The sequence below is a fragment of the Alkalihalobacillus pseudalcaliphilus genome (genome assembly GCF_028610675.1).
Lineage (GTDB): Bacteria > Bacillota > Bacilli > Bacillales > Bacillaceae_D > Alkalihalobacillus > Alkalihalobacillus pseudalcaliphilus.
Map to the genome: position 1 here is coordinate 219,028 of NZ_JAQQWS010000001.1, position 14,765 is coordinate 233,792.

Sequence of the window (14,765 nt, forward strand, 5' to 3'; positions counted from 1 at the left end):
TTTTTGCAGACGCTAACTTCCCCACGCTGGTATGAGCCAGATCAGGTCCTGAGGGTTAAGAAACGTCATCGTGTTTCTCTCTCAGCCCAACTCAATGGACACCCCTAGTTTATTACTATTTAATTCATACATAGACTAGTTTAAACAATATCATGAAACTTGTAAAGAAGTTCCCCAAAAAACGGTCTCTTATAAGGAATTGAATAAAATGAGGAAATCGAAGTGGGGAAGATTCAAAAAAGGAAAAATTAGACAGTCTGTAGAATGGTTAATTTAAATATATAAGGAAGGTGAAAATAATTGAAATTAGCTGTTATTTATGATATTCATGGAAATTACCATGCTTTAGACGCGGTTTTTCGTGAGATCGAAAAAGAGAATATAGATAAAGTAATTGTAGGAGGCGACCTAGCGTGGGGTCCCCAGCCGAGGAAGGTCATAGATACACTCTTTATAAGGAAGGAAGATTTTATTTTTATAATGGGTAACAGTGATAGAGAGATATTCGAACAATATAGAAGTCAAAATAATTTAGGTGGTATGGTTGGCGAATTAAACCAATGGTGTATAGAACAACTTACGAAAGAGCAAATAGAATGGATGGGTACTTTTAAGTTTTCTCATGTAGAAGAAGGAGTACTTTTTATACATGGTTCGCCTAGAGAAGATATAGAGGCGATTCGGATTGATACCCCAGAAGAAGACGTTTATGAGATGGTTAAAGAAACAGAACAATCAACTATTATCTATGGTCACACTCACATTCAATTCAAGAGGAATATTTATTCAAAGAAAGTAATTAACGCTGGAAGTGTTGGACTTCAAAGCAGGGCTAAGGGGGCTTGTTGAATAGTATTAGATTTATGGATTCCTCCAATATAAGATTTAGCTAAATAGGATCTTATGGGAGGTACTATATGAGTATTGATTTTCATAGAAAAAGAATAAGAATAGCTACAAGCGTCTACTTGTTCATTCTGTCGAAAAGATAAAGAAGAAGTAGGAGAGTTAGCTTTAGGGCCAGGAGTTTCTATATGTGGCCATTGTTTAGAATTTGGTGCAGAAGTAATTAAATCTAATTCATTAAAATAGCTTGCTTATAAAAATTATGAAGGTGAAAATCCTTATTTTGGGTATTTATAAAAGGAGTTATTCAGTTATTGATTTTAAGGGCACTATTCGAAGTAAAGAATAAGTTATGACTTTCAACTAGTAAGTGAAGCAACCACCATATTTACCTTTTTTATAAATATGCGTTTGGAATGAATTTATAAGATTTTTATGTTTCTGTATGAGAGTCAATCAACCGGATCAAAAGGGTGGTAAAAGGGTTTGAGATAGATAATTTTGTTTGTGGCATAGAAATAGGGTATGCTCAGCATCAGACTTCCAGTGTGTTTTTGTTGATTACTCTCGTCCTGGTACTGGGAAATGGTGCTCAATGAAGGCATGTGGTAATAGAGCGAAGAATAAAGCTTTTAAGGAAAGAAACAAGAAATAAACATATTAATTGGAGCCATTTAGTATTTTTTCTAGGGTTTACTTGAAAAAAAGCCGAGTTCCTCCTAATCGAAGGAGTCGGCTTTTCTTGTATTTATTTAGTTTTATTATTGTATTTGAATGTATATTCTTTATTGTCCATTCAATCATCTGTTTCTGTACTAGAAAATGTTCGTTATAAATGGTTAGTAGCGCTTTTTTATTCGTTGCTTGTTTGATTTTAATAACTAAAAGGGGTTTAGTGTGAAAGGCCCTTTATGCTAAGTTCCGTATCATATTAAATGCTTTTTTGGGCGTAAACATATATTCAGCCAGATTGAATAAATCTTCTTCAGCGATGATTAAAACTTTAGAGAACTTTTTGAAGAAATCTTTATAACGAATAGAATAGTCGCTATCCATATTTAGTTCGTTATAAATGGTTTCTGTACAGATTTAGCACCCTCAACGATTCGTAAAGGGCTTAATCACCTTGTCGATTTACGAATGGTCTACCAGGATGACCGTAAGCGTAATCGCCGTTATTTTCACTATAATTGATATGAGCGATGAATGGATAGTAAGAACACAACCTTTACTGTTAGAGAGGTGGTGTTCTTTATCTATGTTTGTATATCAAGGGTTTGAGAGGCGTCCGAACAGAGAACGTATGGTGTTCTCATGCGTTTAGAAAGTCCATAAAAAGGATTGGTATTGGTTTAAAAAGGGAATTTAGATACTTGTGAATGGGTCTCGGTCATGTGAGAATAATAGATAAGTAAAAATAGATGGTTCTTGAGGTTAGTGGCAATCCCTTCAGGAAGGAGGGATGTCATATGTCTGAATTTGAAGCACTTGAATTAATGATTACCGTTGCAACCAATGCTGTTATGTACACCATTGCACTCGTGACGCTAGTGATTGCCATTGTGCTTCTGATTAAAGACAAATATCCCTAGAGCTCACAATTCGTAAGGTTATTGTTGTCTTTGGAGATCTGCCCCTAACGTCATAAGGAAAAGAGCTTTCCTTGTTATAGGATAGCCAAATTAGTAGTCTTTCTTTTTTAATCCAATCATTTAACGGTTGCATTTCAAACTCTTCTTCAATAATCATGCCTGATTGAAATATGAGTTCACCTGACTCTTTCTTGTTGAGTTCTTTAAGTGTTTAAGGTAGCCAGACTTTTTTTCTCTCATCATAAGTAGGTCAACTATTTTACTGTTTATTCTGACTTCAGATTAGTTGGTATAATGGAAATATGACTAAATAAATTATGAGCATTAATATACCTTAGTTAGGAGTTGAGTGTGTGATGATTAAAAGTAAATATGAGCTTGTTAGTGATGAACAGTTGAAAAAGTATGCAGAGCTTGCTGTAGTGGCGGGTGTAAATGTGCAAAATAATCAATTAGTCATTATTCATAGTGACATAGAAAATGTTACATTTGCACGTCTAATCCAAATAGCAGCCTATGATACGGGTGCTTCAAATGTGGTTATTGATTGGACCGATGAACAGTCTACCAAAGAATTTTTTTTACATGCAGCAGATGATGCCATCGATCACTTTCCTGACTGGCAGGCTGCCCGCTTTAGGGAGTGGGATAATGCGGGTGCTGCTTACATCCGTATAATTTCTGAAAACGTAAATGTCTTTAAGGGGGTTTCTGAAAAACGAATAAATCGCTTCCAGAAGACCTCACGCAGCAAGTTGAAGGATCATTACGCAAAGATTAGATCCCATGAGGTACGCTGGTGTATTCTAGCTGTCCCGTGCTTTACCTGGGCATCTAAAGTATTTCCTTACTTAAGTAAAGAGGAAGCTATGCAATCATTATGGCAATTAATATTAAAAGGGGCTCGGGCAGATGGGGGAAATCCTATAGAAGATTGGGAAAGTCATGACAGAGCCTTCATGTCTCGGAAAAGATTCCTTAATGATAGCCAGTTTGAAGCCCTGCATTTTACGAATAGCCAAGGAACGGATTTATTAGTCGGTATGCCTAAAAATCACCTCTATATCGGTGGGGGTGTTAAAGATAAAAAGGGAGTACAGTTCTTTCCGAACATTCCCACGGAAGAAATATTTTCTGCCCCCCATAAAAATAAGGTAAAGGGCAAATTAGTAGCCACTAAACCGCTTATCTATGGGGGAAGTGTCATCGATAATTTTTACCTAAGCTTCAAAGATGGACGGATTATTGACTACTATGCTGCCACTGGGCAAAAAGCGTTACAAAGTCTCATCGAAACAGATGAAGGTTCATATTATCTAGGTGAAATTGCCTTGGTTCCTAACAACTCTCCTCTTTCTAAGACAGATACTCTCTTTTACAACACCTTGTTTGATGAAAATACGGCATGCCATATTGGAATCGGAAATGCTTCTCCTTCTAACCTTCAAAATGGCAACAACCTATCGGAAGAAGAATTGAAGGAAGCAGGCCTAAATACGTCACTCCTGTTAGTCAATGTGACATTTGGTACCGACGATATGAAAGTAGTAGGAATTAAAGAAGACGGAACTAACGTATTACTGATGCAAGGCGGGGACTTCCAATTCTAGTTTAATAAATGAAGCTGCTGAAGGAGTCAGGGTGGGTCTGTTAGAAGGATTTCATTAGCTTTATGAGGAAGTAGTTTTTTAATACATTTAAATTAGAGTTTATAGGAGTATAGCCAACATTTTGTCATAAAACCCACGTTAAGACAATAAATGAAAAAATATAAGCTGATATCACCAATGCTAAGGAGATATCAGCATAATTTTTATATCGTTAAAGGTCTTAATTCATTTGATTTGGGTACTTTTTTGGAATCAAATGATTATTCTCCAAGTATAATTATATGTGCCCAATCCAATGGGGAAATGTGAGGTAATAACTCCTCTTTTAATAAGCCCTTTTCTTTTAATATCTTTGTAGCCTCTGTGAGAAAAACGGTATTCCAAACTGTAAAAGCAAAATACTCTAATTAGAACAATCCTTGATTATAAATCGTTCTTTAATAACAATAACTTTAGTTTAGGTATAAAAGTAATACTGTCCGTTAGCACAAATGAAACGTGCTGATTTAATTAAAGCGGCGTCACCTGTGGCTAAAGATTGGTATTAAGTTTCATTTTTTCATTACTTATTCCTGATTTTAATGTCCAAAAGGGAAGTTTAATTTAATGGTGACGTCCCTTTACTGTGTCAAGGACCAGCAAGCGGATCGTCGTAGGAAAAAAAGCAATTCAATTCGATGTGACCATTTTTTTACATAGTATTAATAATTCAATGAAAATAAAAACGTAGGATTAGTTACTTAATTTCATTGAAATATTGTTTTGCCCACTTACACCATTCCAAGTACATTTCAGAATATCTTATTCCATATTCAACTGTTAGCATAGTGCCTACATCTTGTCCCTCTTGACTGCTAAAGTGTTCTTTCCAATCTTTTGTCATACTTAAGATTTTTTCTTCTCTCTCTATAACTTCATCTAACAATTTATTAATTTCATTAACCGTTAAAATAGGGAAAATAGTCGCTTTAATTAAAAATTCATCCTTAATTTTAGTTGTTTTTAAAGGTTCTTCAATTGCCCAGCGTATTAAGTCCTTCTTTCCTGAATCTGTAAGAGAGTATACTTTTTTATTTGGTGAGGTTCCTTGAATAACTAATTCGTGTTCTATTAAGTTATCGTTTTCCATTTTATGCAATTCTGTATATATTTGGCTATGAGTAGAATTCCAAAAATAAATCATCTGTTGCTTAAATATTCTCACCACATCATATCCTGTTATTGGTTTTTTAGAAATTATCCCTAACAAAGCATAACGTAAGCTCATATAACATCAATTCCTTAATATTTGTCTATATTAAGAAATTATAGCATATACCTTGACCAAAGTTTTATCATTGTTTAGTATATCTATAGTTTCATATGTCTAAATAGACATAAGAGAAGGTGGTGTTATATTGATTTCCTATACTTAGTTCATAGCCGAACCTGAATTGTATTTAGTGTTCGAACATTAATTTGCTGGTCTTTATTACTGTAATTCGACTTTTTTCTATCTATAGACTTGATGTTGAGCTCTCAAATCGACATAGTATTTAACAGGCTTGTCCTTTTACGTTTTTATAGTCAAGTTGTCTGTTAATGGGGTTAACTGAGATACTCATAAAATGGAAATTTAAGAAAGGGGTATTATTGTTAATTTTAATTAGTGGACAATCTATACCTCTCCACATAATTGAATTTAGAATAATTGGTTTTAATGATGAAGAAACTTATCAATAAAAAAATGTTATTAATCTTGTTTATCGCTTTAGGTATAATTATAATATTGAGCTTATCACTATTCTATATATGGACTCAAAATACATATAGTGCGCTAGATATTCAAGAACTCGTAATAGAAGAAGAAAAGAAATTAGAAAACGGATGGTATTTCTATACATCTGAAAAGGCTGATAAAGGTATCATTCTTTACCCTGGTGCAAAAGTTGAACCTGAAGCATATGGCTATTTAGCTCAAGAGTTATCAAAGCAAAATATTACAGTAGCTATACCTTCAGTTAGATTAAATTTACCAATTCTCGATGTTTCTAAAGCAAATGAAGTAATAGAAAATGGTGATCACATAGAATGGTATATTGCTGGTCATTCAATGGGAGGAGCTGCAGCAGCAATGTATGCAGACCGAAATTTAGACAGAGTAAACGGGCTTATATTACTTGGTGCATATGCAGCAAGCAATGATTTTTTAAGTGAATCCAACTTACCTGTTCTATCCATAAGTGGGGAACTGGATGGACTAAGTACTCCTGAAAAAATTAAAGAATACAGCTCTAACTTACCACAAACAGCTTATTTCCTTGAAATTCCAGGTGGTAACCACGCTTATTTTGGCGTATATGGTAGTCAATCTGGTGATAATGAAGCTCAAATAACGGTTGATGAACAGCAGGCAATGATCATTGATTCAATTGTTAATTGGTTGGAAAGTGATCATGTCACTAGGACGCATGAGCAAGGGGTTCATTGAATCCTGTCCAATTTATAACTTCAATACAATAACTAATGAATGATTCGAATAGAGCATTACCTGAACAATTTACCACTATTTATGGATTCACAGATATCATTTTGGATGGAGAAAATTAAAGCAAATGTAGCTCAAATTAATGAGTACAAGATACGGCTGAAGAAAATTTCTTTGAACTTTCGGAACACATCGTCGAAGATGTCGGGTATGGAAGAAAACAAAACTACCAAAAAATCATCAACCGTGGTCACAAACCTTTAATTACTAATTCTACCTACCGAAAAGAACAGAAGAAAGGTAGATGTATAGCTAGTTTTTGGAAACCTGAAGGCTAATTTACGTTTCACTGGTTTTTTCGGTGAGCTAGGCATTGCTCTCGTGGCGGTGAACTTAAGAAAGTTTACCTCTACACGTCACCAACTACGTCCATTCCACCTAAAATGAAGCATAAAAACGAGTCGCCTGAACAACGTTCTGTTCACTCGACTCGTTTTTTGTATTTAAAGAGGGTTATGTCCAGTCTTCATTTCAGTGTAGCCATTTTGCTCATTTCTTTATTAGTTTTACGATTGGCTATTTAAATACTCGTTGTACGTCTGTTGTTGATCGTTAAGACCTTCCTTGGTTAATTCAATAATTCGATTCGCGACCGTTTCGTTAAACTGATGGTCATGTGAACTGAAGATTAAAGAGCCTTTGAAGTTAATTAGGCCATTATTCACTGCTGTAATGGATTCAAGGTCTAAATGGTTCGTTGGTTCATCGAGTAAAAGTACGTTAGCACCGCTAAGCATCATTTTTGATAACATACAGCGAACTTTTTCTCCACCAGATAAAACAGAAGCTTTCTTTTTCACTTCTTCACCAGAGAATAACATACGTCCTAAAAATCCACGTAAAAATGTATCACTATCATCTTGTGGTGAATACTGACGTAACCAATCAACAAGATTTAGATCGCAGCCTTCAAAATAAGGTGTGTTGTCTTTAGGAAAGTAAGCTTGAGACGTTGTAATCCCCCACTTGTAAGTTCCTTCATCTGGCTCTAACTCTCCAGCTAAAATCTTAAATAAAGTAGATTTGGCCATTTCATTGTCCCCAATTAAGGCAATTTTATCATCTTTGTTCATGACAAAACTAACATTATTTAATACTTTGACACCATCAATCGTTTTTGAAAGATTCTCCACCCGTAATAAGTCATTACCAATTTCGCGTTCTGGTGTAAAGTGAACATATGGATATTTTCTTGATGATGGTTTAATATCATCTAATTCGATTTTATCAAGCAATTTCTTACGTGATGTTGCTTGCTTTGACTTAGAGGCATTGGCACTAAATCGTGCGATAAAGTTTTGGAGTTCTTTAATTTTTTCCTCTTTCTTTTTATTCGCATCTGCGGCCATTCTAGATGCTAATTGGCTTGATTCATACCAAAAGTCATAGTTACCTACATAAATTTGAATCTTACCGAAGTCTAAGTCGGCAATATGAGTACAAACCTTGTTCAAGAAGTGACGGTCATGAGAAACAACAATGACTGTGTTTTCAAAGTTAATTAAAAACTCTTCAAGCCATTGAATTGCCTGTAAGTCTAAGTGGTTTGTTGGCTCATCTAGTAAAAGAACATCTGGTTCACCGAATAAAGTTTGAGCAAGTAAAACTTTGACTTTCTCAGCACCTGTTAATTCACTCATTTTCTTCATGTGTAATTCCTCTGAAATACCGAGTCCTTTAAGAAGAATAGCAGCTTCCGATTCTGCTTCCCAACCATTTAGTTCAGCAAATTCGCCTTCAAGCTCTGCCGCTTTAATACCATCCTCATCAGAAAAATCTTCTTTCATATAAATAGCGTCTTTTTCCTGCATAACTTGATAAAGGCGAACATGGCCCATGATAACCGTATTTAATACTTCAAACTCTTCATATTCAAAATGATTTTGTTTTAAAACAGCTAATCGTTGACCAGGCTTGAGCGAAACATCACCTTGTTGAGGTTCAATTTCTCCAGATAAAATCTTTAAAAATGTAGACTTTCCAGCCCCATTTGCACCAATTAAACCATAACAGTTACCAGGTGTAAATTTAATATTCACTTCTTCAAATAATTTTCGGTCACCGTATTGTAGACCGACATTTGTTACAGTAATCATGAATGTATATGTCCTCCAATATATGAACTTAATCAATCGTATTCTATCATTGATTATACGTTATTAAGGCTATTATTCAAAGAAATTTCCTCAAATCTGTTATAAATTCATTCTACTAGGGTACATAATGTTTATGATTATTAAGAAAAGGTGTGATAATGAATGTGGAAAACTAGAAATTTTGTACTCATGATGATGCTTTGTTTTATGCTAGTTGGGTGTGGTTCCAATGATGAAGGTGATCAAGCAACAGAAGATAATAATATGAATGATGAGACTAGCGAGGATGTGCAAAATAGTAGCGATGAATTAGAAATTCTTGGTGGAAATTTACAAGCGCCATGGGCCATTGCTGAAAATAATGGTGTTTTTTATATAACGGAAAGAGATGGGAGCGTCACGGTTATTGATGATGGCGAAGAACAAAGATATGATGTCCAGCTCGAAGATGAGTTATATACGGAAGGTGAAGCAGGGTTATTAGGGCTAGCTTTAGATCCTCAATTTGAAGATAATCAGCAAGCATATATGTATTATACATATGCAGTAGGTGATGATATTTTTAATAAGGTTGTTGTAAGTACCTATCAAGATGATGAGCAGGTTTGGGTAGAAGAGGAGACACTCTTGGATGAAATACCTGGTCTCATGATTCATAATGGCGGAAGAATAAAAATAGGTCCCGATGATCACCTCTATGTAACAACAGGGGATGCTGATTCTTTATACGGTCAAAGTGGTGAGACCGATGGGGCGATTATTGCTCAAGACCTTGATAGCCTAGCAGGGAAAATATTGAGACTAGAACTCGACGGGTCAATACCTGAGGACAATCCATTTAACGATTCATATGTTTATAGCTATGGTCATCGTAACCCCCAAGGTATAACTTGGACGGAGGATGGCGACATGTATAGTTCCGAGCACGGTCCAACGGCACATGATGAAATTAATGCCATTGAAGCAGGTGCAAACTATGGTTGGCCGCTGATTAAGGGTGATGAAGAGGAGGATGGTATGCAATTACCTGTTATTCACTCAGGGGATGATACGTGGGCCCCTTCTGGTATTGCCAGTTATCAAAATGACTTGTTTTTTGCTGGCCTAAGAGGTGAGGGTGTTTATTACTATGATATCGAGACCGAAGATTTGCAACAAGTCGTAACTGATTATGGTAGGGTTCGAGATGTTTATGTGCTAGAAGATTCTTTAATCTTTCTTACCAATAATACGGATGGTAGAGGTAATCCAAGTGACAATGATGACCAATTAATTAAAATTCCTCTTCAGCATTTGACTAATGAAGCTCAATGATATCTATGGTAAAGTAGACTTATTCTCAGTAATAGGTCTACTTTTATTATTAAATGTAGAAAGGGTGGTGTTATGGTTAATAAGAAAACGATGGAAGATGCTTTAAAAGCCTTAAACCAATACTACGGTTATGATACTTTCCGTGGTGGACAAGCTAAAGTTATTGAGCTTGTACTGAATCGCCAAGATGTTTTGACGATTATGCCAACAGGAAGTGGAAAATCAGTTTGTTATCAAATACCTGCTTTGCTGGCTGATGGGATAACCGTTGTTATTTCACCATTAATTTCCTTAATGAAAGACCAAGTTGATTCGTTAACACAGACTGGTATCCAAGGAACATATTTAAATAGTACGTTATCAAGAAAAGAAGAGATGGATAGATTAAATAAGTTAGAGAAAGGTGAATTTAAACTTGTTTATGTAGCCCCTGAGCGATTAAGGCATCCTGATTTTATGCGTGTCATACAATCGCAAACACTTTCAATCGTTGCGATCGATGAAGCCCACTGTCTTTCTGAATGGGGTCATGATTTTAGGCCAAGTTATCGAGAGATTCCGGCCTGGCTCGATATGATTGACCAAAAACCCACGATTTTAGCCCTTACCGCTACGGCAACTGACCAAGTTGCTGCTGATTTATCCGAGCATTTATTCATCCCTACTGAAAACATTATTTCAACTGGATATAAGCGCGAAAATCTTTCCTTAGGTGTATTGAAAGGTGTAGATAGACGGTCGTTTATTCAACAATATCTACTACAGCAGAAAAATCAATCAGGTATTATATATGCAACCACTCGTAAAGAAGTCGAAGGTTTATATGAATACTTACATAAACAAGGCCATGCTGTTGCCTATTATCATGGTGGGTTAAGCGAAGGCGAACGTAGTGCACAGCAGGAAGCTTTTATTTATGATCATAAGCCGCTCATGATAGCGACCAATGCTTTTGGGATGGGGGTAGATAAGTCTAATGTCCGTTTTATCATCCACTACCAAATTCCTCGGACCATTGAGGCCTATTATCAAGAAGCAGGTAGGGCAGGAAGAGATGGAGAGAAAAGTGAGTGTTTACTTTTGTTTTCCGCTCAAGATATCCGCACGCAACAGTTCCTAATTGAACAATCTGAGGCTTCTGAAGTTCGTAAGCGCCAAGAATATGAAAACCTCCAAAAAATGATTTCGTATTGTCATACACAAAAATGCTTACAAAACTATATATTGGAATATTTTGGTGAACATGCGAGCGAGCCATGTAATCGTTGTAGTCATTGTTTAAATGAATATGATGTCATCGACCGCACAGTGGATGCTCAGAAGGTATTTTCATGCGTTAAACGTGTGCGTGAACGTTTCGGGAAAACAGTTATTGCCCAAGTTCTCGTTGGCTCATCTAATCAAAAGCTGAAGCAGCTAGGACTTGACCGATTACCTACCTATGGAATTATGAAGCATTTAACAGCGAAAGATGTGTCTGCATTTATTGACTTTTTAAGTGCAGAGCAATATCTCACGCCTACGAATTCGGGATTTCCAACCTTACAATTAACAAATGAAGCTTTATTAGTTTTAAAAGGTGAGAAGCAAGTATTGCAACAGCAAGTAAAAGTTCAAGAAACGTTTAATACGGACGATGAAGTGTTTGAACAGTTAAGAACACGAAGGAAATCAATTGCAGATGAAGAAGGAATTGCTCCTTATCTTGTATTCTCTGATAAAACATTAAAACATATGAGCCACGCTATTCCAATGAACTTTGATGAGATGGCTCAAATACATGGGGTAGGTTCATTAAAATTAGAGCGATACGGTGAACAATTTTTAGAAGTATTACAACCATACAAGGATCGAGCGAAGAAACACCCTTTTGAGCAAGGTGTGAAGGTAACACACCAAGCTGGCTCTTCAAGGAAGTATACGTATCAGGATACAGTAAATGCTTTTAAGGAAGGAAAAAACATTTCTGAGATTGCAAAGGCTCAGAATTTAAGAGAGCAAACCATTCAAACCCATTTAATCAAAGCTCTACGTCATGGGGAGATAGACTCTTTAGTCGAGTATGTCGATGATTGGAAAGTGGGTGAAATCGAGCGTGTTGTCGATGAAATCGGAGATGAAAGACTGAAGCCGATTAAGGAACAGCTTGATGAGCAAATTAGTTATCAGGATATCCGTTTTGTTTTAGGAAAGTAGAAAAAGAGTAAAGCGTTAACAATTTATTCATTTAAATGGTATCAGATAGAAAAAAAGCCCTATCAATCATGGATCTAACTATGTTATGATGAAAAAAATAAGGATTTTTTACACGTAATTAAATTAGAAAAAATAGGAAAAAATAATTAGAATGAAAAAAGAACCATTTTTAAATGGAGAGTTAAGGGAGATATTTGCATGACAATTCGTATTGTAACTGATTCTACTTGTGACCTGCCACAGGAGTGGATTGAACAATATCAAATTGAAGTTGTTCCATTGTCAATCACAATTGAAGGACAAACTTATCTTGATGGCGTTGATATTACTAAAGCAGAGTTTTTAGAAAAGTTAAAGACCTCAAAAGAATTACCAAAAAGTTCTCAACCAGCTATCGGTGTATTTCAAGAAGTATATACACGCTTAGCGAAAGAGAATAACAATGATCCAATCATCTCCATTCACTTAACAGAAGGAATGAGTGGAACATATCAAACCGCAAAGCTAGCAGCTACAATGGTAGATGCTAATGTAACGGTGATCAATTCATCCTTTATTTCACATGCTTTAGGTTTTCAAGTTACTGAGGCGGCTAAATGGGCTCAGGACGGTAAATCAGTGGAAGAGATTTTATCGCATCTAGAAGAAATCAGAAACAATACATCGCTGTATATCATGGTAGACACGTTAGAATATTTAGCAAAAGGCGGACGTATCGGTCGAGGTAAAGCACTATTGGGCTCATTACTTAAGATTAAACCGATTGCCTCTTTATCTGATGGGGTATATACACCCGTTGAAAAAGTTAGAACTCATTTACAAATGATTAAACTTCTGACAAAAAAGCTTGAGGAAGAAACCGTAGCAAAAGGAAAAGAACTCAAGGCAGTTGCAATTGCTCAAATTGAAGCAGAAGCATTAGCAAATAAATTAAAAGACTCCATAGAGAAAATCTCGTCATTTTCAACAAATGTTTTGATTACAGAAACGTCACCTATTATTAGCACGCACACAGGACCAGGAGCAATTGCTCTTATGTACTATGCGAAATAAATAAAAAAGTAAACACCTCACCATCAATCAACGAAGCCGTATCGGCTCCTTTGATTGATGGTTTTTTTATTATAGCGAAGAGTATTGAAGAAAAGCTCGACATAGGCAAAGGAGCCAGAAATCTGACCGTTGATGTGGAACAAAACAAGGATAAGCAGCAATGAAGTCGAAAAAGAGGTACCAATGTGGTGAAAAAGAAAATACGTGGCAATGAAGTTAGAAAAAGAACAGTCAAAGCGACGTAAGTGAAAAAATACCGAATTTACCGCCATTAACCACAGTAATTTATTCGACTGTTTTAGCTTGTGCTTTCACACATGTTCAATCAAGTTACTTTTTAACTGGTGGCTTTTCATTCACTTTGAAGTTAGGTTTCCTAATGGGAACTATATTCTCAATTTGGTATTGATTCTTGTTCTTTTTATATAATTTTTTGTGTGAGTAGTGTTCTAATCAACGATAAGCACGAACCCTAGCGGAGGGAATGGGGGAAGCTCCTGTAGGAGGAGAGGGCTGGAAGAGAACCAGCGTTAGCAAGTTAGCTCAGCGCCCGCCTTCGGAAAGTGTGCCCCCATTCCCGGAGCGATTTTCGAAGAAGAACACAACGCCTTTAAGGTAACTTTCATACGGAACCTATCCATTATATATCTAAATAGGCATGTTAGTTTTGCAACCAATTCTACATTTACAACGTCATATATAGAGAAACAAACAAAACCACAAATGGTAAAATCAGGTTTCAGGTCAGTGCTGGAAAGGTATGGAAAGATAAGAGCATGAGTCAAAATAATAATAGAAAGGAAGATTTACATGTGGTTAAAGTTGATGGGTATCATAATTTTAGTGTTAGCCTTAGTGGCATGCAATACAAGTGGAACGACCGATGACGATCAAGAAATGATAACACCTCCAATTGAGGAACAGGACCCTGACGAAATGGAAGAGCCAAATGAAACGGAAGAACCGGTGAACGAAGAGGGCAACGGAACGGAAGAGGGAACCGAGGATCAGGAAGATTCAGTGACAGATAATGGTTCCGATGAGCAGACTAAACCAGGTAGTGAGTTTGAAAGTGAATTAGGTTATACGATTTTTGTCGTTGATGGATATGAATTTACAGCTGAAGAGCCACGTACTGATCAAGTATTTTTAGAAGATGACGGTTCCAATCTTTTACGAATCTTTACCCCGGGACGAGAAACTACAAGTGAAGTGGCTGAAGAGAATTTACTAGAACATGCTGAAGGTGAAATAATTGAATATCCCGTTGAAATTGATGGAATTGACTATGCATATGAAGAGCACTTTCAATCCGGGCAAGAAGAAGCATACCGATATCATATTGGAAAAACGTTTGATGACCAAACAGTTACCTTCACCATTATATTACCGGTAGGGGAAGACATGGAAGAGAAGAAAGACGATTTCTTCGCCATGATCGATTCAATCTCATTTGATTAAAAAACCAATATTAAAAAAACAACCATTCTGAGTAATATAAACCAGCCACCAACAATGTTTTTTGTGGGTG

11 protein-coding genes, 2 pseudogenes and 1 riboswitch are annotated in these 14,765 nt (G+C 36.1%); of the genes and pseudogenes, 10 read left to right on the top strand and 3 right to left on the bottom strand.

Translation table 11 applies throughout. The annotated features are described in order from the left end of the window. Window position 1 precedes the first annotated feature (1 nt). Window positions 2–116: riboswitch (TPP riboswitch) on the bottom strand. A gap of 184 nt (window positions 117–300) precedes the next feature. The 5 genes and pseudogenes from PQ479_RS01105 (at window position 301) to PQ479_RS01125 (ending at window position 4,048) form a co-directional block, all read left to right on the top strand. Beyond that, window positions 301–849: a metallophosphoesterase family protein gene (locus PQ479_RS01105; RefSeq protein ID WP_047989630.1), complete on the top strand. Its 549-nt coding sequence runs from the start codon at window positions 301–303 to the stop codon at window positions 847–849. Between the two features lie 129 nt (window positions 850–978). Next, window positions 979–1,092 (top strand): annotated as a pseudogene (locus PQ479_RS01110) (ClpX C4-type zinc finger protein); the annotation flags it as partial. A gap of 259 nt (window positions 1,093–1,351) precedes the next feature. Continuing rightward, a complete protein-coding gene (locus tag PQ479_RS01115; RefSeq protein WP_083991281.1) occupies window positions 1,352–1,501 on the top strand; it encodes a CGNR zinc finger domain-containing protein in 150 nt (49 codons plus the stop codon). An 814-nt stretch (window positions 1,502–2,315) separates the two neighbouring features. Further along, window positions 2,316–2,438 carry a hypothetical protein gene (locus tag PQ479_RS01120; RefSeq protein ID WP_273716709.1) on the top strand — a complete coding sequence of 41 codons (123 nt, stop codon included), beginning with the start codon at window positions 2,316–2,318 and terminating at the stop codon, window positions 2,436–2,438. A 356-nt stretch (window positions 2,439–2,794) separates the two neighbouring features. Continuing rightward, the gene (locus tag PQ479_RS01125; RefSeq protein WP_047989629.1) at window positions 2,795–4,048 is read left to right on the top strand and encodes an aminopeptidase; all 1,254 of its coding nucleotides are present in this window, start codon (window positions 2,795–2,797) and stop codon (window positions 4,046–4,048) included. A gap of 260 nt (window positions 4,049–4,308) precedes the next feature. Here PQ479_RS01125 and PQ479_RS01130 read toward each other — a convergent pair. After that, window positions 4,309–4,443 (bottom strand): annotated as a pseudogene (locus tag PQ479_RS01130) (Tn3 family transposase); the annotation flags it as partial. Window positions 4,444–4,784: 341 nt separating this feature from the next. Further along, entirely contained in the window at window positions 4,785–5,315 is a 531-nt protein-coding gene (locus PQ479_RS01135) for a PadR family transcriptional regulator (RefSeq protein WP_047989404.1), read from the bottom strand. Between the two features lie 435 nt (window positions 5,316–5,750). On the opposite strand from PQ479_RS01135, the gene PQ479_RS01140 reads away from it, so the two are divergent. Next, window positions 5,751–6,518, top strand: coding sequence for an alpha/beta family hydrolase (locus PQ479_RS01140; protein ID WP_047989403.1), 768 nt, complete (start codon window positions 5,751–5,753; stop codon window positions 6,516–6,518). Window positions 6,519–7,081: 563 nt separating this feature from the next. Here the strand turns inward: PQ479_RS01140 and PQ479_RS01145 are convergent. Continuing rightward, window positions 7,082–8,671 (bottom strand): ABC-F family ATP-binding cassette domain-containing protein, encoded by a 1,590-nt coding sequence (locus tag PQ479_RS01145; RefSeq protein ID WP_047989402.1) that lies wholly within the window; start codon window positions 8,669–8,671, stop codon window positions 7,082–7,084. Window positions 8,672–8,833: 162 nt separating this feature from the next. Between PQ479_RS01145 and PQ479_RS01150 the strand changes: the two genes are divergently transcribed. The 4 genes from PQ479_RS01150 to PQ479_RS01165 all read left to right on the top strand — a co-directional run bounded on the left by PQ479_RS01150 (window position 8,834) and on the right by PQ479_RS01165 (window position 14,695). Next, complete coding sequence (locus tag PQ479_RS01150) at window positions 8,834–9,985, top strand: PQQ-dependent sugar dehydrogenase (protein WP_273716710.1); 1,152 nt, start codon at window positions 8,834–8,836, stop codon at window positions 9,983–9,985. A 72-nt stretch (window positions 9,986–10,057) separates the two neighbouring features. Next, window positions 10,058–12,181: a DNA helicase RecQ gene (gene recQ, locus PQ479_RS01155; RefSeq protein WP_273716711.1), complete on the top strand. Its 2,124-nt coding sequence runs from the start codon at window positions 10,058–10,060 to the stop codon at window positions 12,179–12,181. 198 nt (window positions 12,182–12,379) lie between these two features. Next, on the top strand, window positions 12,380–13,234 hold the full coding sequence (locus tag PQ479_RS01160; protein ID WP_047989401.1) for a DegV family protein: 855 nt from the start codon (window positions 12,380–12,382) through the stop codon (window positions 13,232–13,234). An 810-nt stretch (window positions 13,235–14,044) separates the two neighbouring features. After that, window positions 14,045–14,695 carry a hypothetical protein gene (locus PQ479_RS01165; RefSeq protein ID WP_047989400.1) on the top strand — a complete coding sequence of 217 codons (651 nt, stop codon included), beginning with the start codon at window positions 14,045–14,047 and terminating at the stop codon, window positions 14,693–14,695. Window positions 14,696–14,765 lie beyond the last annotated feature (70 nt).

What these genes read in the sequence shown, in the direction of transcription:
- PQ479_RS01160 (WP_047989401.1), top strand. Translation starts at nt 12,380, where the DNA reads ATGACAATTCGTATTGTAACTGATTCTACTTGTGACCTGCCACAGGAG.
- PQ479_RS01125 (WP_047989629.1), top strand. Translation starts at nt 2,795, where the DNA reads ATGATTAAAAGTAAATATGAGCTTGTTAGTGATGAACAGTTGAAAAAG.
- PQ479_RS01140 (WP_047989403.1), top strand. Translation starts at nt 5,751, where the DNA reads ATGAAGAAACTTATCAATAAAAAAATGTTATTAATCTTGTTTATCGCT.
- PQ479_RS01165 (WP_047989400.1), top strand. Translation starts at nt 14,045, where the DNA reads ATGTGGTTAAAGTTGATGGGTATCATAATTTTAGTGTTAGCCTTAGTG.
- PQ479_RS01120 (WP_273716709.1), top strand. Translation starts at nt 2,316, where the DNA reads ATGTCTGAATTTGAAGCACTTGAATTAATGATTACCGTTGCAACCAAT.
- PQ479_RS01150 (WP_273716710.1), top strand. Translation starts at nt 8,834, where the DNA reads ATGTGGAAAACTAGAAATTTTGTACTCATGATGATGCTTTGTTTTATG.
- PQ479_RS01145 (WP_047989402.1), bottom strand. Translation starts at nt 8,671, where the DNA reads ATGATTACTGTAACAAATGTCGGTCTACAATACGGTGACCGAAAATTA.
- PQ479_RS01135 (WP_047989404.1), bottom strand. Translation starts at nt 5,315, where the DNA reads ATGAGCTTACGTTATGCTTTGTTAGGGATAATTTCTAAAAAACCAATA.
- recQ (WP_273716711.1), top strand. Translation starts at nt 10,058, where the DNA reads ATGGTTAATAAGAAAACGATGGAAGATGCTTTAAAAGCCTTAAACCAA.